Origin of the sequence: Butyricimonas sp. RTP31003st1_G1_RTP31003_210430 (assembly GCF_040920905.1) — a bacterium.
GTDB classification, from domain to species: domain Bacteria; phylum Bacteroidota; class Bacteroidia; order Bacteroidales; family Marinifilaceae; genus Butyricimonas; species Butyricimonas paravirosa.
On record NZ_JBCOSQ010000007.1, the window covers coordinates 47,189 to 66,107 of the forward strand.

14 protein-coding genes are annotated in these 18,919 nt (G+C 44.6%); 12 read left to right on the forward strand and 2 right to left on the reverse strand.

From position 1 onward, the window contains the following. Window positions 1-279 precede the first annotated feature (279 nt). Window positions 280-1,035 carry an SDR family oxidoreductase gene (locus AB5542_RS03655; protein WP_279037482.1) on the reverse strand — a complete coding sequence of 252 codons (756 nt, stop codon included), beginning with the start codon at window positions 1,033-1,035 and terminating at the stop codon, window positions 280-282. 163 nt (window positions 1,036-1,198) lie between these two features. On the opposite strand from AB5542_RS03655, the gene AB5542_RS03660 reads away from it, so the two are divergent. From AB5542_RS03660 to AB5542_RS03695, 8 genes are all read left to right on the forward strand, one after another. Further along, complete coding sequence (locus AB5542_RS03660; protein WP_279037479.1) at window positions 1,199-2,743, forward strand: NAD(P)/FAD-dependent oxidoreductase; 1,545 nt, start codon at window positions 1,199-1,201, stop codon at window positions 2,741-2,743. A gap of 145 nt (window positions 2,744-2,888) precedes the next feature. Further along, on the forward strand, window positions 2,889-3,158 hold the full coding sequence (locus tag AB5542_RS03665; protein WP_027202174.1) for an HU family DNA-binding protein: 270 nt from the start codon (window positions 2,889-2,891) through the stop codon (window positions 3,156-3,158). Window positions 3,159-3,342: 184 nt separating this feature from the next. After that, entirely contained in the window at window positions 3,343-4,017 is a 675-nt protein-coding gene (locus AB5542_RS03670) for a TrmH family RNA methyltransferase (RefSeq protein WP_279037478.1), read from the forward strand. 3 nt (window positions 4,018-4,020) lie between these two features. Further along, complete coding sequence (locus AB5542_RS03675; RefSeq protein ID WP_279037476.1) at window positions 4,021-4,878, forward strand: hypothetical protein; 858 nt, start codon at window positions 4,021-4,023, stop codon at window positions 4,876-4,878. Beyond that, window positions 4,875-6,779, forward strand: coding sequence for a dipeptidyl-peptidase 3 family protein (locus AB5542_RS03680; RefSeq protein WP_279037474.1), 1,905 nt, complete (start codon window positions 4,875-4,877; stop codon window positions 6,777-6,779). The genes AB5542_RS03675 and AB5542_RS03680 overlap by 4 nt, the downstream gene beginning before the upstream one ends. 11 nt (window positions 6,780-6,790) lie before the next feature. Further along, window positions 6,791-8,857: a cation:proton antiporter gene (locus AB5542_RS03685; protein ID WP_410518804.1), complete on the forward strand. Its 2,067-nt coding sequence runs from the start codon at window positions 6,791-6,793 to the stop codon at window positions 8,855-8,857. A 201-nt stretch (window positions 8,858-9,058) separates the two neighbouring features. Next, a complete protein-coding gene (locus AB5542_RS03690; protein ID WP_229128239.1) occupies window positions 9,059-9,763 on the forward strand; it encodes a hemerythrin domain-containing protein in 705 nt (234 codons plus the stop codon). Further along, window positions 9,750-10,358 (forward strand): response regulator transcription factor, encoded by a 609-nt coding sequence (locus AB5542_RS03695; protein WP_087420514.1) that lies wholly within the window; start codon window positions 9,750-9,752, stop codon window positions 10,356-10,358. Before AB5542_RS03690 ends, AB5542_RS03695 begins: the two co-directional genes overlap by 14 nt. 538 nt (window positions 10,359-10,896) lie before the next feature. On the opposite strand, the gene AB5542_RS03700 is transcribed toward AB5542_RS03695, so the two are convergent. Then, on the reverse strand, window positions 10,897-12,096 hold the full coding sequence (locus AB5542_RS03700; protein ID WP_118302117.1) for an MFS transporter: 1,200 nt from the start codon (window positions 12,094-12,096) through the stop codon (window positions 10,897-10,899). A gap of 151 nt (window positions 12,097-12,247) precedes the next feature. Here AB5542_RS03700 and AB5542_RS03705 point away from each other — a divergent pair, with 151 nt between their 5' ends. The 4 genes from AB5542_RS03705 to AB5542_RS03720 all read left to right on the forward strand — a co-directional run bounded on the left by AB5542_RS03705 (window position 12,248) and on the right by AB5542_RS03720 (window position 18,917). Continuing rightward, window positions 12,248-13,084, forward strand: coding sequence for a PepSY-like domain-containing protein (locus AB5542_RS03705; protein ID WP_279037466.1), 837 nt, complete (start codon window positions 12,248-12,250; stop codon window positions 13,082-13,084). A gap of 126 nt (window positions 13,085-13,210) precedes the next feature. Then, the gene (locus AB5542_RS03710) at window positions 13,211-13,801 is read left to right on the forward strand and encodes an RNA polymerase sigma-70 factor (protein ID WP_279037464.1); all 591 of its coding nucleotides are present in this window, start codon (window positions 13,211-13,213) and stop codon (window positions 13,799-13,801) included. 300 nt (window positions 13,802-14,101) lie between these two features. Further along, a complete protein-coding gene (locus AB5542_RS03715; protein WP_279037463.1) occupies window positions 14,102-15,247 on the forward strand; it encodes a FecR family protein in 1,146 nt (381 codons plus the stop codon). 109 nt (window positions 15,248-15,356) lie between these two features. Next, entirely contained in the window at window positions 15,357-18,917 is a 3,561-nt protein-coding gene (locus tag AB5542_RS03720) for a SusC/RagA family TonB-linked outer membrane protein (RefSeq protein WP_279037461.1), read from the forward strand. Window positions 18,918-18,919 lie beyond the last annotated feature (2 nt).

Below are 18,919 nucleotides of genomic sequence, written 5' to 3' on the forward strand. Positions count from 1 at the left end.
TTTCATCTGAATTTTGCACTGTGAGAGTGCATTTTCTTTTTTTGATCTCAACGGGACAGTCCAAAAAGTCTATTTTATTTCAAAAAACTCCTCCGTCACTTCGTGCCACCTCCTCTATAAACAGAGGAGGAGCTGGTGACTATTCCCGAATATAGAGAGTATTTCAGCTCTCCCTCTGTTTATAGAGGGAGTACGGCGAAGCCGGGAGGGAGTTTGAAAAATGACTTTTTGGACAGCCTCAGCTGATTACCAATCGATTTTCCCTTTTGAATACTCCTATTATTTCCTGTTCACGTCTCTAGAACTAGCTTGAGCGGTAGGCATAATCTGAATATCGTTCAAACAGATGTGAGCCGGACGGGTTACGGCAAACACGATCGTGTCGGCGATGTCTTCTCCCGTGAGGGGGGTAACCCCCTTGTACACGTTGTCTGCGGCTTGTTGGTCACCTTTGTAGCGCACTACGGAGAATTCGGTTTCAACCATTCCCGGAGCGATGTTGGTTACCTTGATGTTGTGTTTCAACATATCGATGCGCATGGCTTTGGAAAGGGCGTCCACGGCGTGTTTGGTGGCACAATACACGTTCCCGCCGGGGTAAACTTCCTTACCTGCCACGGAGGCGATGTTGACGATATGTCCTTTTTCATTTTTGATCATCAAGGGGACTACTTCGTGGGTGATGTAAAGAAGGCCTTTCACGTTGGTGTCGATCATGCGTTCCCAATCATCCAGAATCCCGTCTTGGATAGGAGAAGTTCCCACGGCAAGACCTGCATTATTGACTAAAATATCTATATTTTGCCATTCTGCCGGTAGGTTGCTGATTGCGTTGTGAACTTCCTGTTGGTTACGAACATCGAATTGAAGAGCTAGTACTTTGATGCCTTTTGCCTTTAATTCGTCTTCCAGTGCGGTCAGACGATCGCCCCGGCGTCCGGTGATAATGAGGTTATACCCGATTTCGGCCAATTTGGTCGCTGTTGCCTTTCCGATACCGGAAGTGGCTCCTGTGATTAACGCTATCTTGTTCATAGTAATTATTGTTTAAATCTGTCGTGCGAAGGTATGATTTTTTTCTTATTTTCGCACGAAATAATAGTTGCAAGTTACAGGTTACAAGTTGCAGGTTAATTACCGAACAAATAATTTTGAACTTGTAACTTGTAACCTGTAACGTGGCGAAGCCACCATATTTATGTATAAAGAAATAGAATTGAGGATTACGCCGGAAGAGGCACATGATCGAGAGATTGTTAATGAACTGTTGGCAAGGATGTTGCACGTGGGGCAGGAGAGGATCGTGCATGTGGAGATTTTGCGAAAATCAATAGATGCCCGTCAGCGTAGGGTTGTTATTCAACTGAAAGTTGGTGTTCATCTGGATCGGGTGGAACAGAAGGAACGGGTATTTACTCCCCAATACCGGGATGTTTCGTCTGCCGGGACGGTTGTCGTGGTGGGTGCCGGACCGGCCGGTTTGTTCGCGGCTTTACGCTTGATCGAGTTGGGGAAAAGACCGATAGTTTTGGAGAGAGGGAAATGCGTGGAAGAGCGGAAACAGGATCTGAATCGTTTGTACAAAACCGGGGTGGCGAATGAAGATTCGAATTACGGTTTCGGGGAAGGAGGGGCCGGGACGTTCTCGGATGGTAAATTGTTTACCCGCTCGAAGAAGCGGGGAAACGTGGATCGTATTTTGGAAATCCTGGTCTATCATGGGGCGAATCCTAATATATTGATTGATGCTCACCCACATATCGGCACGGATAAATTGCCTCAGGTGATTGTGAATATGCGTAAGACGATCGAGAAATATGGTGGGGAAGTACGTTTTAATAGTCGGGTGAGGGATATTATTATAGAGCAGAATCGGGTGAAAGGAGTTGTGACAGGTGATGAGGAGATTCGGGCAGAACACGTTATTCTTGCCACGGGACATTCGGCCCGTGACGTGTACCGGATGTTACAGGCCCGATCCGTGTTGATGCTGCCGAAGGATTTTGCCGTGGGGCTTCGACTGGAACATCCCCAAGAGTTAATTGACCGGATTCAGTACCATAACCCGCAAGGGCGGGGAAATTTTCTACCTGCTGCCGAGTATAGTTTCGTGACGAATGTGGATGGGCGAGGGGTATACTCATTCTGTATGTGTCCCGGAGGGGTGGTCGTTCCGGCTTGCACGGGACCCGAACAACAAGTGGTGAATGGTATGTCTGCATCCGGTAGAAACACGGTATGGGCAAATTCGGCCATGGTAACCTCGATTGGGGAGAGTGAATTGACTGGAATGAGGTACAAGGGGTTATTTGCCGGGTTGGAATTTCAAGAGGATTTAGAGCGGGCGTCTTGGGAACAGGGAGGGAAGAACTTGTATGCTCCGGCTCAACGATTAACTCATTTTCTGAGAGGACATTTAAGTGAAAATTTACCAAAAAGTTCTTATAAACCGGGAATACGGGCAACCTCTTTTCAGGAATGGTTACCCGAAGTCGTTTACCAGCGTCTTTGTGCCGGATTGGAGCAGTTCGGGAAAAAGGCCCGGGGGTTTATCACGGAGGATGCCCTTCTGTTGGGTGTGGAGAGCCGAACCTCTTCTCCATTGAGGATTCCAAGAGAAACAGAAAAGATGATGCATCCGGAAATTGTCGGGTTATATCCCTGTGGAGAAGGAGCCGGATATGCCGGGGGAATTGTCTCGGCCGCGATGGATGGAGAAGGCTGTGCAGAGGCTATTTGTTAAGAAACAAGAAGGGGAGGGACTGGTTATAACCGAATGTGTTAAAGTGACTTCGTTTTTTTGGTAAAAAATTTGCATTCATCAAGAAAATATCTACATTTGCGAATGTATAAAGAATTTATTAGTTCTAATCCTAAAACTGTCTATTATGAATAAAGCTCAATTAATTGACGCGATTGCTGAAAAAGCTGGTTTGACAAAAGCAGATTCTAAAAAAGCATTAGAGGCTTTTGTAGCTACGATCGGAGAATCTTTGAAAAAAGATGAAAAAGTAGCATTGGTTGGTTTCGGATCTTTCTCTGTATCTGAAAGAAGTGCAAGAGCAGGTAGAAATCCGCAAACCGGGAAAACAATCCAAATTCCGGCTAAGAAGGTGGTGAGATTTAAAGCTGGTGCTGAATTAGAAGGCCAACTATAATTACCATTTAAGAGATTTAAAAGGGGGTGTTTTGAGACACCCTTTTTTTGTTCATCATCAAATTGATTTGGTGATGAACAAGTTGCAAGTTACAGGTTGTGAAAACCGGAGCGAAATGAACTTGTAACCTGCAACTTGTGAACTTGTAACTTTTAACGTGACGAAGTCACCTTAAAATAGCATTATGCATACTGTAAGAGAGCAGGTTGAGTATCTGAGTGAGTTTGTGACGGATTATAAGAATGATTTGTTTCGTCGGTTAATCGCGGAACGAACGAGTTATGTCACGATGGTACTTGAGGATTTTTACCAGCAACATAATTGTAGCGCCGTGTTGCGTTCGTGCGATTGTTTCGGGATTCAGAACGTTCATGTGATTGAAAATATGAATTCTTTCACCGATAATTCTGAGATTTCGATGGGAGCTGCCGACTGGTTGACCGTTCATCGGCATCGGAAGAGAGAGAATAACACGGTGGAGACGATCGAGATGTTGAAATCGCAGGGGTACCGGATCGTGGCAACAACCCCGCATGAACGAGATACTTTTATTGATGATATTGACCTTGACAAGGGAAAGATGGCTTTTTTCATGGGAACGGAGCTGACGGGATTGTCGGATGACGTGTTGTCGAGGGCCGACGAGTTCGTGAAAGTACCCATGTATGGTTTTACGGAGAGTTATAACGTGAGTGTGTGTGCCGCTTTACTGATGTATAGCGTGGTACAGCGTTTGCGACAAACAGATATAGACTGGCATTTACCGGAGGAGGAACGTTACGAAGTGTTATTTGCTTGGTACAAGCGTTCGATCAAGGCTTCGGCTCAGATATTGGAAAGGTTTAATCATAACGAGTGAGAGATGTATTATTTGAAATGTAAACATTGTAATCACCTGAACGAGGTGAAGTCCGAGTACTTGGTGGTATGTGGTTTGTGTAACCGGAAACTGGAGGATAATTACAAGGATTGGAAAGTGAAACACCCGGAGAAGTCATTCGAGGATTTCCAGCGAGAGGTTTGTTTGACTGAAGAACAGGTGAAGAAGGGAAATATGATGAAACCGACCGGGAAGAAAGGGAATAAGAAAGGTTTGATTGCCGGGTGCGTCGGGGGAGTACTGGTCATATTGATGGTAGCGCTTGTTATAAACGGGATGAAGAATAGTTATGACGAGTTGTATGGAGATGATGATACCCCGGTGTTGGAGCAGCAATGGTACACGGGAACATACGCGGGAGGGGTGTCCCTTGCCACGCCCAAGGCGATGAAGCCCGTGGGGAACGTGATGAATAAGTTGCCGGAAGAGGTTCGTCCTTTGGTGAAAGAGATGCAGACGTTTAATTATAATGGCAACGGTCTGGAATTTATGTATTTATATACCGAGTACACGCCTGAAGTTGGGCAGGTTGATTTGGAGGGGGCTGTAAACGGGGGATTGAATCAGTTGAAAAGTCAGCCGGGTGTGTTCGATCTGAAAAATGATATTGCTTACGTGGAGGAGGGTGATTTGAGTGGGGTCGTTATGCAGGGAACATACGTGCAGAGAGGGACGGAATATGAATTTAAAATTACTTTATACACGACCGGATTGAAACTTTATCAATTTATTTCGAGTAATAAGAAAGGAGATGACACGGCCAGAGGTGTTGTGCGTCGAATATATGATTCGTTGAAAATCAGCGGACATGGAACATCAGAAACAGGAGGTGCAGAATGAAAGAACAAGTGTATTTATTGGAACAGTTTGATGATATAAAAATATTGCGTTACGATGTCCCCGCTTTTGAGGGATTGTCCTTGCGGGAAAAGTTATTTGTTTTTTACTTGAGCCGGGCGGCTTTGGCCGGGAGAGATATTCTCTGGGATCAGAATAATAAATACAATCTTCGGGTCCGGGCGGCATTGGAAAGTATTCTTCGGGCATATCAAGGAAACCGGGAGACGGAAGAGTTTCAGGCTTTTTTGGTGTACGCTAAAAAAGTGTTTTTTGCTAACGGGGTACATCATCATTACTCGATGGAAAAGTTTACCCCTTCGTTTACTCCCGAATATTTTAAGTCACTTCTTCGGGAAGTGGGAGCGGAACAGTTGTACGAGGAAGTGGAACGTGTTATTTTTGATCCGAAATATATGGCAAAGCGGGTGGTACTGGACGAGGGGAAGGATCTGGTGCAGGCGTCTGCCAATCATTATTACGAGGGGGTGACACAAGAAGAAGTGGAGAAATTCTACGGGGAGAAGAAAAAAGAGGATGCGTTGCTTTCTTGGGGATTAAATTCTACGCTGGTACGTGATGAAAAAGGCCAGTTGCGAGAACAGGTTTGGTTTGCCGGGGGAAAATACGGGAAAGAGATTCGTCGTATCGTGGAATATTTGAAGAAAGCCGCGGAATATGCTTCTAACGAGCATCAGAAAGAGGTGATCGAGTTATTGATCCAGTATTACGAGACGGGTGATTTATCCTTGTTTGACCGCTACTCTATTGAATGGGTGAAGGAGGTGGCAGCCCCGATAGATTTTATCAACGGTTTTATTGAAGTGTATGGAGATCCGTTAGCATACAAGGCCAGTTGGGAATCCGTGGTTCAGATTATGGACGAAGAGGCCTGCAAGCGTACACGTAAATTGGCGGATAATGCCATGTGGTTTGAACGGAATGCACCGATTGATGAGCGTTTCAAGAAGAGTGAGGTGGTAGGTATTACGGCGAGAGTGGTACAGGCTGCCATGCTGGGAGGGGATTGCCATCCGGCAACTCCGATCGGGATTAATTTGCCGAATGCCGAATGGATTCGGGAACGTTATGGCAGTAAGTCGGTAACACTGGATAATATCACGTACGCGTACGACCGGGCTTCACTGAATTCCGGGGTACTGGACGAGTTTGCCTATTCGGACGAGGAGAAGGAATTGGTGAGAACGTACGGGTATGTCGGGGGAAACGTGCATACCGATTTGCATGAATGTCTGGGACACGGTTCCGGAAAGATGCTACCGGGCGTGGGACAGGAGGCGTTGAAAAATTATTATTCCACGATAGAAGAGGCCCGTGCGGACTTGTTCGCGTTGTATTACGTGATGGACCCGAAACTGGTGGAGTTGGGGGTAATTCCCTCGTTGGAGGTGGCAAAGAGCGAGTATTGCAATTATATCCGCAACGGTTTGGTGGTTCAGTTGACCCGGGTGAAGTTCGGAAATAATTTGGAAGAGTCGCACATGCGTAATCGCCAGCTAATAGCCTCTTGGGTTTACGAAAAAGGCAAAGCGGATAACGTGATCGAGCGGGTAAGTCGGGATGGAAAGACGTATTTCACGATCCGGGATTACGAGGCTTTGCGGAAACTGTTCGGGAGATTATTGGCCGAGGTGCAACGGGTGAAATCGGAAGGTGATTTCGAGGGGGCTAGAAATTTGATCGAGAATTACGGGGTACGGATTGATCCCGTGTTGCATCAGGAAGTGCTGGAACGTTATCAAAAACTGAACGTGGCTCCATATGCCGGGTTTGTTAATCCGAAATATAGATTGGTGGAGGAAGAAGGAAAAGTGGTTGATGTGAAAATAGAATACCCGACAGATTTTCTGGCACAGATGCTGGAATACGGGGATAATAAATAATAATGATGTTTATGTTGCAAATAACACTGGCCGCGATAACCCTGCCGTTGACGGACCCGGTTTTGAAGTTCCTGTTGATTTTGGTAATTATCTTGGCGGCTCCTTTATTGTTGAATAAGTTGAGGATTCCCCATTTGTTGGGATTGATTATTGCCGGGGCAATTATCGGGCCGAATGGTTTTAACTTGGTGTTGCGGGATAGTAGTATTATTCTTTCGGGAACAGCCGGGCTTTTGTATATCATGTTCTTGGCGGGGCTGGAGATTGATCTGGGGGATTTTAAAAAGAATAAATGGAAGAGTTTGACCTTCGGGATGTACACTTTTTTGGTGCCGATGGCCTTGGGAACGCTTGTCGGGCTTTACGTGTTGAATTTCTCCATGTTGACTTCTATATTGCTGGCGAGTATGTTTGCCTCCCATACATTGATTGCTTACCCGATTATCAGTAAACTGGGGATCACGAAGGATAAGGCCGTGGGAATTACCGTGGGAGGGACGATGATCACGGATACTTTGGCGCTGTTGGTGTTGACGGTGATCGTGGAGATGGCCGTGGGGGATGTGGATGATTGGTTTTGGTACAGGCTGGGGGCGGCAATTATCCTCTTTTTTGCTTTCGTGATGATCGTGTTCCCGATCGTGGGACGTTGGTTTTTCAAACGGTGTGAGGATAACGTGTCACAATATATATTCGTGCTGGTCATGGTTTTCTTGGGGGCTTACTTGGCGGAATTGGCCGGACTGGAGTCTATTATCGGGGCTTTCCTCGCGGGGATGGCGTTGAACCGTCTGATTCCTTCGACTTCTCCTTTGATGAACCGGGTGGAGTTCGTGGGGAACGCGATCTTTATTCCTTTCTTTTTGATAGGGGTGGGAATGTTGATCGACTACCGGGCGTTCTTTACCAATTGGGACACGATTAAAGTGGGGGCGGTGATGATCGTGGTGGCTACCGTGGCTAAATTCGTGGCGGCTTGGCTCACGCAGAAGACGTTCCGGATGTCGGTGGACCAGCGGCGGGTGATTTTCGGATTGAGTAATGCACAGGCAGCGGCAACTTTGGCAGCCGTGATGGTGGGGTATAACGTGATTCTGGGAGAGACCCCGGCGGGAGAACCGATTCGTCTGTTGAACGAGAGCGTGTTGAACGGTACGATTTTGATGATTCTGGTCACTTGCACGATGGCATCTTTCTCCGCGCAGAAAGGGGCGCATAATATCGCGATGAATGACGTGTCGGAAGAGAAAGAGGGAAGCGGGGAACATCAGGAACGCATCCTGATTCCGGTGTCCTACGAGAAGAACGTGACCGAGCTGGTGAATTTGAGTACGGCAATCAAGTCGAAGAAGAATAAGAACGGGCTTTTTGCCTTGAATGTGATTAATAATCAGGCATCGGACGATAAAGCCTTCAAGCAATCCAAGAAGGTGTTGAATATGGCCGTCACGACGGCTTCGGCCACGGATAACGTGTTACAGGATTTGTTGCGGTACGATCTGAACGTGGCGAATGCTATTATCAGCGTGATTAAAGAGCAGGGTATTACGGATTTGGTTTTGGGATTACATCAGGGAAAAGGTGTCGTGTCCTCCTTCTTGGGGAATATGACCGAGGCGATTCTGGGGCAGAGTAACGTGACTACATTAATTTATCGCCCCATACAACCTATTGCCACGGTGAAACGTCATCTGGTGGTGGTTCCGGCCCGGGCGGAAAAAGAGGTCGGATTCCCGATGTGGGTGAATAAGGTATGGAATATTATCCATAATTCGGGTGCGAAGGCCGTGTTCTACGCATCAGAAGACACGATGGTGTACTTGAAGGAGATGTATAAAAAAAGGCCGATCGAGGCAGAATTTTCGTCCTTTGATGATTGGGATGATTTCTTGATCATGTCCCGGGAAATAAAGAGTGACGATACGTTGTGGGTGGTGATGAGTCGTCGGGAGCGGCTGTCTTATCATGCAAATATGAGTAGGATTCCCAATTATTTGAACAAGTATTTCCAATCCAATAGTTTCGTGTTGGTTTACCCGATACAGGCGGGAGAGACGAATAATCGGTATTTGGTATAGTTGAAAAGTAAAATTTAACACGCAGTCCACTCCCTATAATTGGGGAGTGGACTGCGTGTTTTTACCCGATTTTGAGGATGTGGGTTTTCAGGATGTATTTGTAATTTTGAAAGCTTGAAATATCATAAATAATTCTATAAACTAATGAATAAACTTGGTGTTGAATCAATTATTTCCAATATTTGCGGTAAAAATAAGGATATGAATTCACATCTATTTTCCGCGGATATGAAACTGGCGGACGTCATTCATGCCGATTATTCACTGTTGTTACTGTTACATCGGTTTGGAATAAATCTGGGATTCGGGGATAAAACAGTCCGGGAATGTTGCGAGGCGAATCATGTTTCGTGTACGTTATTCCTGATGATTTGTAACGTGTACAGCAACGAGCAATACTTGCCGACGGAGAAAGAGATCGAGGGAATAGGGGGGAACGTGGACCAGTTGATTGCTTACTTGAAAAATTCTCATTCTTATTACTTGGAAAATCGGATGCTTTCTATACAGGAGCAGTTAAAAGAGATTTCTGAAGGGTGCGAACAACAACATCAGCAAATATTGAATCTTTTTTTCAATGAATACAAGAATGAGGTGATTCGTCATTTTGATTACGAGGAAGTGACGGTCTTCCCTTATATCTCGAATATGGTGAAGGGCGCTCGTCCGGGAGATTACGAGATCGGGGTGTTCCGGGAAAATCATAGTAATATTGATGATAAACTGAATGACTTGAAGAATATCATCATGAAATATTTGCCGGGAGATACTTTATCGGATATGCGTATCCGGGTGTTATTCGGGATCTTTGCCTTGGAAGAGGATTTGAGTAAACATTCTTTGATTGAGGATAAAATACTTATTCCTTTAGTAATGAAATTAGAGCAACGGTATGCAAAACAATAATAAAAGTTACAAGATTGTTATTATTGAGCCGTCAATGATTATTTCAACCGGACTGAGGAAGTTGATCGAAATGAGGAATGAGTTTGAGGTGGTAGCGGTTATTGCCGATTGTTTTCATTGTCTGGAGAGGATTAATCATTTGAATCCGGATATTATCATCATTAACCCCTCGGCCGTGGAGCTGAAAAAACGGCAGCATCTGGAAGAGTTGTTTGAAGGGGTGAAGGATACGGCTTTCGTGGCGTTAGTTTACCAGTATATCGATCCTGAGATTCTGAAACAATATCACACGACGATTGATATTGCCGATGATGGTGATAAGATTGCCCAGAAGTTACTACATTCAATCGATGCGTTAAGTGCCCCGGCTGATTTGCTTGATAAGAATGAACTCTCCGAACGAGAGAAAGAGATTTTGATTTCCCTTGCGAAAGGGAAGATTAACAAGGAGATTGCGGATTTGCATCATATATCGGTACACACCGTGATTACTCACCGGAAAAATATCATCCGGAAAACCGGGATAAAGTCTGTTTCCGGGCTTACGGTGTACGCTATTCTGAACAATCTCATCGATATTAATGAGGTGGAGTGATATTTTGATTGAAATATCCCCATTATAAGGGATTGCGGGAAAGGGTGGAATTGTTGATCTTTGTAATGTTAATAATAATATGATTTTTTTCTTTTCAACGTAAGCCATTGAAAGAATTTTGCCAAAAAAGACTGTTTAGCTATAAAAGTTATTCAGTCTTTTTTTATTTGGGGAGTCCCCGTGCGTCCTCTTGGGATTTTGGGGGTATGAAAACTGCATACCCGTGGTTGAAGGAATATTCTAGGCTTGCTAAATCTAAAATAATTTAAAATATGGTTATTAAATGATCATCAAATTCTTATCATATTGTTAGCCGCTCCCATTCCGCTCCCATTCCTCCCCTATTCCGCTCCTATCAAAATAATGAAATATTGTAGAGTTATAGGGTATGTTAACATTCGGATAGATCTATAATAGTAACTTGATCACGTGAATATAGCTCTATCCGGTAGAAACTTTACCCGACGGTTGATTTTACGAGGATAAAACCTCGCTTTCCCTTGCGGTTTGCATGGGCGAGAGCAGATGGTCACCTTTGTTAGTTCTCCATCAATTTCGAGCCTTTATAAGCGATGGCGTACAGGATGAACGTGAGTAGAATCAATCCGGCGATAAACCATTGCCAACCGAAGTGGTCGAGAACGACCCCGGTGGCTGATCCCCAAACACTGGACCCCATGTAATAGAACAGGAGGTAGATGGAGATGGTGACCGAACGTTTTTGGAGGTTGTAGTCACTGACGATTCGGTTACAGATCACGTGTACCACGAAGAAATTAAACGTGAAAATGGCCAGTCCGAGCGTGACGATCCAGAAGTTGTTAATGTATAGCAAAAGCAATCCTGCCACGGAAAGGGCGATGATTGTTTTCAGTATTTTGAAGTGGTTGTACAATGCTGTTAATTTTGCCGTGGCGATCGAGCCGAATACCCCGAACAGGTACATGAAATAGATATAGTGAATCAAGTACGGGGAGAAGTTAAACGGTTCTTTTACCAGATAAAAACCGAGGTAGTTGTACAAGCTCACGAATATCCCTAACATGAGGGAGCCGATCAGATAGAAGGGGATCAGTTTCACGGAGACGATCAAGTGAAGGTTGGAAACGATCAATGATTTGAAATTCTCCCGTTTGGGCTTGAAATTGACAGAACGGGGACTGAATATCAGGAATGATATGGCGAATAAGGCACATAGTACACCTATGGAGACGGAGGCGATGCGCCACGAGAATTCACTACTGAGGTAGGAAGAAATTACTCGTCCACCCATTCCCCCCAGGGCGTTTCCGGCAATGTAGAGTCCGGTAATTTTTCCTTTATTCCGGGGTTGAACTTCTTCAGATATGTAAGCCAGTGACACGGAAGTGGCTCCCGATAGCAAGAATCCTTTCAGGGCGCTTAACGCGACCAACAAGAAGAAGGAGGGTGAATAAGAGCAGATCACCGAAAAGACGGCCGACGATAATAGCGCTGCGCTAATCAGTTTCTTCCTTGGAATCGAGTCTGCCACGAACATTGCCGTGAACAGTCCTACTACCATTCCCAGCGTGGAGAATGATATGGCCAGACTACTGTAGCTGGCTGATAATCCAAACTCTTGGGCCAGATCGGGCAAGAGAGGTTGGAAATAGTATAACTGGGCAAAACAAGAGAACCCGGACAAGAAGACACAAATGGAGATCTTGCGGTCCTTGGTCATATTCTCCGGTGTGATAATTACTTGACTTGTATTCATGACTTTTCTTTATCCGGTGCAAAAGTACGTATTCTATGAGCAGGTTATTCTTTCGCGGAGAAGTTTTTCATCGGAAACTTTCTTTTACTTTTTCTCGTTAGAATGAGTATCAGAAAACAAAATTGTTAAACAGATAAATTTGAGAAAGATTATGAGAGGAAGGATTTTAATGGTGACGCTATGGATGGCATCATTGTTTGTTTTTGCCGCTTGTCATGATGATGACGACGATGATGATAAGGGGTACACCCCGGGAAAGAGTGTCGTGGCCGCTTTTGAGGTGAAGTTCCCGAATGCAGGGGCCGTGAGCTGGGAGAAAAAAGGAGAGTATGAAAAGGCGGAATTTCATCAGAACGGGCAGGAAGTGGATGCTTGGTTTGATGCATCCGGAAAATGGATGATGACGGAGACGGACATTCTGTTTGCCAATCTCCCTACGGAGGTGAAGACGGGTTTCAACGAGAGCATGTATAGCGCTTGGCAAGTGGAAGATGCCGACGTACTGGAGCGGTTGAATATGCCCACGGTTTACCGCTTGGAGATCGAGAAGGGAAACGAGGAGATGTTGATTTATTTCAACGAGAAGGGGGAACTGGTAAAGGAGGTAAATGAAGAGGCTTCTACTTTACCGACGGCCGTGAGTAGTTTCATTACCCAGCAGTACCCGAAGGCCTTGGTTGTTACGGTTGACCGTTGGCAGGATGGTATGTTGGAAGTCGGTATTCTGGATGGTAGCTTGGTAAAAGAAGTTTTGTTTGACCGGAATAACGGTTGGATGAAGACTTCTTGGCCGGTGTTGAAGGCCGATGTACCTCAGGTGGTGCTTGACGTGTTGAAGGGCGAGGCGTATAACAGTTTTTCCATTGCCAGCGTGCAATACATAGAATACGCTTCCGGTAGTGATGTTTACCATTTTGTTTTGCAGAAAGAGCATTCGATGGATATAAGTGTAGAAATAGATCCTCAAGGGAATTTGGTTTTAGATTGATACTATATGATTAATGGGAAAAACGGGGCCTGAAAAGGTTCCGTTTTTTGTTTTATTTTAAAATTTAGAATGAAATCATATATTATTGTAATATAATTGTTTATTTTGTGGAATCAATCTATGTGAATGAATCGATCAGAAGAAATATTGGCCGCATTGAAAAAAGGAGAAAAGAGCGCGTTTCAGGCTTTTTTCTCGGAGTATTATGAGGTGCTGGTCTTGTTTGCCACGGGGATATTGAAAGACGTGGATGCTGCCGAGGACGTGGTGCAGGATTGTTTCGTGAATGTTTGGGAGAATCGCCATTTTGAAAAGCTCTCGGACGGGTTGGATCGTTATATGTTTCATCTGGTAAAGAACGCCGCGTTAAATGATCTTCGAGGGACTCAACGTCGGGAGTTACGACATGAAAAGGTCATGGCGGAAATGGCCTCTGAGAATGAAAACAGGGGAGAAGGTGAGCTACATGAAATGGAAATTCTGTATGCAGCTATTAATCAGCTGCCCCTTGAACGTCGTCGGGTTTTTATGATGATTTGTGCCGAAGGTATGAAGTATCAAGATGTTGCGGATACGTTGGGTGTCAGTATTAATACCGTGCGAACGCAAATGGGACGCTCTATGAAATTTCTTCGGGAAAAATTGAAAGATCAGGTGTTCTCTTCTTTGCTTTGTTTCTGGTTGAAGGTGAAGAAACAATTTAAAACAATTCGATAGGGTTTATTTTTAGAAAATCAGCATACGGAATCCCGCTTGTGCCTACGAGTAATACCTTCATTTGCAATCGGGCTAATTCCCAAACCTACTTGTCTGGGCCTAATATAACTTGAATAAATTTTCTTGATTCATTAATTCTTTTCTTAATGATTTGTAAATGAGTTCTTTCAAACATAGGTGACTAATTTACTCAATACTCTGAGTAAATCAAATAATAGGATTGATATTTTTTATAAAAAAATCACTTTTCCTGTCACATGATTTTGAATCTGCGGTGTTTTATGGGAAATATTGCAGATCATGGAAGATGAGATTTATGAAATTATAGCCAAAGTGGTCGCCGGGGAGACGCTATCGGACGAAGAGCGACAAGATTTGAAGGTTTGGAGGGAGGAACACGAGAGGGAGTATCAGTTGTTGGTCCGGTTGGAAGAACCCGTGCGATTTATTCGGGAACGAGGGGGAATTGTTCGGGAAGTCGCCTATAAACGGGTAACAAGGCGGCTTGAACGGGGTAAAGAAATGAAGATCAGACGGTACGTGTATATTTCTGCGGTTGCGGGAGTGTTGCTGGTGATAGGAATTGCCTTGACGTGGTGGGGACTACCGTTTGGAGAGAAGGGGACGATGGAGCAGCCGTTCAGACCGGGGAACGGGCAGGTGATGCTTACATTGAAACATGGGGAAGTGGTTCCGTTGAAAAGGGATGTGAAGGAAGTGATCGTGGCTGATACCGTGTTGCGTGTTACTAACGAGGGGAATACTCTCGTGTATTCCGTGATGCAAGGTGAGGTGCAGGAAGATACTTACAACGTGTTGACGGTTCCGGTCGGTGGGGAATTTCGGGTTATTCTATCTGATGGAACAATGGTGTTTTTGAATTCCGGTTCGGAGTTACGTTACCCGGAAGTTTTTCGTGACGGGCAGAGGGAAGTCTTTTTAAAGGGAGAGGCTTGGTTTGAAGTGGCGAAAGATAGCGTGCGTCCTTTTCGGGTACATGCGGGAGAAATGGACGTTCGGGTACTGGGAACGTCTTTTAACGTGAAAGCGTACGAGCGGATGGAATCGATAGCCACAACGCTCGTGACAGGGAGTGTTGAAATCACGTGTAATGATGAATCATACCGGATTGTTCCGGGTGAGCAATTCGAATACCGTAAAGGGCTAAAATTGGCAAGTGTTAGGGAAGTCGATACCGAGTTATACACTTCGTGGAAAGACGGGTACTATAAATTCAGGCAAGCCCCGTTGGAAGAGATTATGACAACTCTTTCCGTGTGGTATGGTTTGGAGGTCTTTTACCAGAATGAGGAGGCGAAGCGGCTGGAGTTTACGGGAAAAGTGAAACGGTACGAGGATGTCGGGAATTTACTTCGAAAATTTGAACAGACGGAGAACGTGGTATTTAATCGAAAAGGAAATAACGTTATTATTCAGTTGAAATAAAAAGCTGTTCACGATGGACGGGAACAGCTCTTAAAAGTAAAGCATGAGGGTAAGTCTGGTGGTACATGCAAACCCTGTATGCTATGTGTAACTTTCAAAGTATAAAAGTATGAAAAAAAATCGAATCGGCACAAGATCCGATGGTTGGATTTTTGTCCGAAAATGCGTGTTGATGATGAAATTTGTATTTATTTTTATGATGTGTTGTCTTTTTCAGATTCAGGCAGCGGTGTATTCTCAGCAGGCGAAAGTGTCTGTGGAGTTTCGGAACGTGTCGTTGGAAAAGGTGTTTCAAGAGTTGGAACGACAATCTAATTGTAGTTTCCTTTACAATCACCGGGTGGTGGAAGCCCGGGGTAGGGTGAGTATTCAAGTTGTTGATAAAGAGTTAAGTCAGGTTCTTGACGAGTTGTTGACAAAATTGGGACTGGGATTTACTTTCGATGATAATCTGGTGATTATAAAAGAACGTACTTCGATGTGGGGGAAAGATTCTGTTCAAAAAGGATTGCGGATCGTGGGGAGAGTCGTTGACGAGAAAAAACAGGCCATGCCCGGCGTGACGGTGAAATTGACGGGAACGACTTTGGGAACGGCAACGGATTCCAAGGGAATTTTCAGTATGATGTTACCTTTGGCGAAGGGGGCGTTAGAATTCTCTTTCGTGGGATATAAGACGCAGAGCTTGACTTTTTCGGCAACCATGCGAGATACGATTCGGATCGTGATGCAAGAAGATATACAGGCTTTGGATGAGGCGGTTGTGGTGGCATACGGAACGACAACCCGTCGGGAGGCAACCGGGGCTATCTCGGTGATTAAAGCGGATGAATTGAGGGGAATTCCGTCGGGGAGTATTGCCAGCCTGTTGCAGGGACGGGTCGCGGGAATGGACGTGACGAACATTACCGGGGCGCCCGGGGGAGGTGGAACGATTATTACTATCCGGGGATATAATTCTTTGGACGTGGAACAGAAGAGTCGCCAGTTTTCGAATCCCTTGTGGGTGGTTGACGGGGTGCCATTGAATTCGTTTACTTCACCGATTACGGGTACGAACCTGTTGGCCGAGATTAATCCCGATATGATTGAATCCGTGCAGGTTTTGAAGGATGCCTCGGCAGCCTCTATTTATGGATCTCGTGCCGCAAACGGCGTGATTATCGTGACAACGAAAAAAGGACGAGCGAATCAAAAGGCTACTTTTTCAGTAAATGTTTCCCAAACGTGGAGCGTGTTACCCAAGTTACCGACGCTGATGGTCGGAAGGGCTGAACGATGGTGGCGGATAAAGGCATTGCGGAATATGCCTAAAGCTTATCTGGATTGGGAAAACAGGCAATATAAATATCCGAGTTCTATATCCGAGATGGAAAAGAATCGATTGTCTTTTTTGGATTGGTTTTATCCCAAAAGTGATGTACAACCGGTAGACGGGATTATTCTTCAGGATAGTTTGAATGCGTTTTATAATCATGCTACGAATTTCTTTCCGATGTACTTTGAAACGGGAAAAGTGACGAACGCGAATATACAGACATACGGGGGATCGGACAGAATAAATTATGGTATCGGTTTGGGATATTATAATGAGGCAGGCGTGTTGAAAGGAACTGGATTTAATCGTATTGATTTGACTACCAATCTGAATGTAATCCCGGCGAATCGTTTAAACGTGGATTTGCGTTTCTATCTTTCATTGACGAATCGTAAAAGAAGTTCCGAGAATCAAATGGAGGGCTTTCAAACCAGCGCGAGCGTGGATGTTATTCCCGGTGATCCTTTTGAATTGACAACCCTACTTCCCGGTAAAGGGAGCGTGGTGTGGGATGAGGTGTTGAAATCTCTTCAGGGGATAAAGGAAAAAAATCGATCTGTGAGGGGAAGGGCCAACATAAAGATCGGGTATGATGTGTTGGATGGCTTGAACGTATCGACCTCTCTTGCTGCGGATTATTCGATTCATAGGCGGCATTATTTCTCTCCGTCTTACCTGGATACGGATGGGTATTCCATGAGTATAGGAGAGACCGGAATTAACGTGATGGCTTTGAGCGAAACCATGTTAACCTACACGAAGACGATTAAAGAAGATCACACGTTTAATTTACTTGCCGGTTTTTCCTACCAATATGATCAAGAGGAATATAATGGTGGAAGTGGCCGGAATTCTCCCAGTGATAAGATCCAGTATGTACCAAGTGGCTTCCCGACGTTGGCGGAAAAAGAAATTTACGATTATAAGGAGGTAATTCCCTTACAGGCATACGAATCAGACATGAAAGAAAAATCCTTACTATCCTGGTTTGCCCGTTTGGAGTATGATTATCAGAAAAAGTATTTCATTTCAGCAAGTTTTCGTCGAGATGGAAGTTCAACCTTCGGGGCGAAAAATCGCTGGGGAACCTTTCCTTCCATTGCCGGGGGATGGAATTTCAGCGAGGAGAGTTTTATCAAGGATAATTTGGAATGGTTGAGTTTTGGAAAGATCAGGGCCAGTTGGGGACGTTCCGGGATGCATTTCGAGGAATGTTACCTGGCATTGGGATCATTATATTCCGGGCAGCCGTTTATGGGAGAGAGTACATTGTCGTGGGGAAACGGATTGTATAACGAGGAGTTATCGTGGGAGAAAACAGATCAGTATGATTTCGGGTTGGATATGGATATGTTCAATTATCGCTTGGGTTTGACGTTAGATTATTACTATCGCTATTCAAGTGATAAATTATGGCAGATTGAATTGCCGGGGGATTATAACGGTTTTGCTTATCAATGGAGAAATGCAGCGGCGGTATCTAACGAGGGGATTGAATTGTTGATCCGGTACGAGATATTCCGGAAGGATAATTTGTACTGGAAAATTTCAGTGAACGGGGCCAAGAATTGGAATCGATTTGAGAAGTCATATACAGGGGAGGATATTCCCCGAATTGGTATTATCGGAAAGGCATTAAATGGAATATACACTTTGGCTACGGATGGCTTTGTGAACAAACAGGAAGAATTGCCTGTTACTTACAATAATGCGGGAATCAGTTCTTATTTGAATAATGGAGATAAAAGTACATTTTATAAGCCGGGAGATTATAAATTTATAGATGTAAATGGGGATGGAATTATCAGTGAAGAAGATCGGATTTACCAAGGGAGTGCCTTACCTGTCGTGACGGGAGGTATCGTGAACGAGGTACGTTGGAAGAATTTCGATCTGAATATGTCGGTTACCTTCCAAATCGGCCGACATATCGTGAATACACTGGCAAATTCCTCTCTAAAGACAAGTTATCCGAATAATATTTTACACCCATTTTTGCTGAATATGAATAAACAGCATTTCTGGCAGCAACCGGGAGATACGGGTGCAAGGTATACACAATGGCAAACCGATCAAGGGGTAGGGAATTATAATACTACAGATCGGGATGTGGAAAAGGTGAATTGGTTAAAGTTAAAAACATTGTCTATCGGGTATACGTTGCCGGCATCTTTAATGAAATCTTGTAAATTGGAACAGGTACGTTTCTTCGTGAGTGGGGAGAATCTTTTGTCTTGGCACAATTATTCCGGTCTCGATCCTGAAATCGTGGATGTGCGTACGGGATTCGATACGGGGAAAAATTATCCCTTGGCACGTAAGTTTACATTGGGTTTAACGGTTAAATTTTAAGC

Excerpts from the sequence above, each read along its gene's own strand:
- AB5542_RS03655 (WP_279037482.1), bottom strand. The coding sequence starts at position 1,035 with ATGAACAAGATAGCGTTAATCACAGGAGCCACTTCCGGTATCGGAAAG.
- AB5542_RS03660 (WP_279037479.1), top strand. The coding sequence starts at position 1,199 with ATGTATAAAGAAATAGAATTGAGGATTACGCCGGAAGAGGCACATGAT.
- AB5542_RS03665 (WP_027202174.1), top strand. The coding sequence starts at position 2,889 with ATGAATAAAGCTCAATTAATTGACGCGATTGCTGAAAAAGCTGGTTTG.
- AB5542_RS03670 (WP_279037478.1), top strand. The coding sequence starts at position 3,343 with ATGCATACTGTAAGAGAGCAGGTTGAGTATCTGAGTGAGTTTGTGACG.
- AB5542_RS03675 (WP_279037476.1), top strand. The coding sequence starts at position 4,021 with ATGTATTATTTGAAATGTAAACATTGTAATCACCTGAACGAGGTGAAG.
- AB5542_RS03680 (WP_279037474.1), top strand. The coding sequence starts at position 4,875 with ATGAAAGAACAAGTGTATTTATTGGAACAGTTTGATGATATAAAAATA.
- AB5542_RS03685 (WP_410518804.1), top strand. The coding sequence starts at position 6,791 with ATGTTGCAAATAACACTGGCCGCGATAACCCTGCCGTTGACGGACCCG.
- AB5542_RS03690 (WP_229128239.1), top strand. The coding sequence starts at position 9,059 with ATGAATTCACATCTATTTTCCGCGGATATGAAACTGGCGGACGTCATT.
- AB5542_RS03695 (WP_087420514.1), top strand. The coding sequence starts at position 9,750 with ATGCAAAACAATAATAAAAGTTACAAGATTGTTATTATTGAGCCGTCA.
- AB5542_RS03700 (WP_118302117.1), bottom strand. The coding sequence starts at position 12,096 with ATGAATACAAGTCAAGTAATTATCACACCGGAGAATATGACCAAGGAC.
- AB5542_RS03705 (WP_279037466.1), top strand. The coding sequence starts at position 12,248 with ATGAGAGGAAGGATTTTAATGGTGACGCTATGGATGGCATCATTGTTT.
- AB5542_RS03710 (WP_279037464.1), top strand. The coding sequence starts at position 13,211 with ATGAATCGATCAGAAGAAATATTGGCCGCATTGAAAAAAGGAGAAAAG.
- AB5542_RS03715 (WP_279037463.1), top strand. The coding sequence starts at position 14,102 with ATGGAAGATGAGATTTATGAAATTATAGCCAAAGTGGTCGCCGGGGAG.
- AB5542_RS03720 (WP_279037461.1), top strand. The coding sequence starts at position 15,357 with ATGAAAAAAAATCGAATCGGCACAAGATCCGATGGTTGGATTTTTGTC.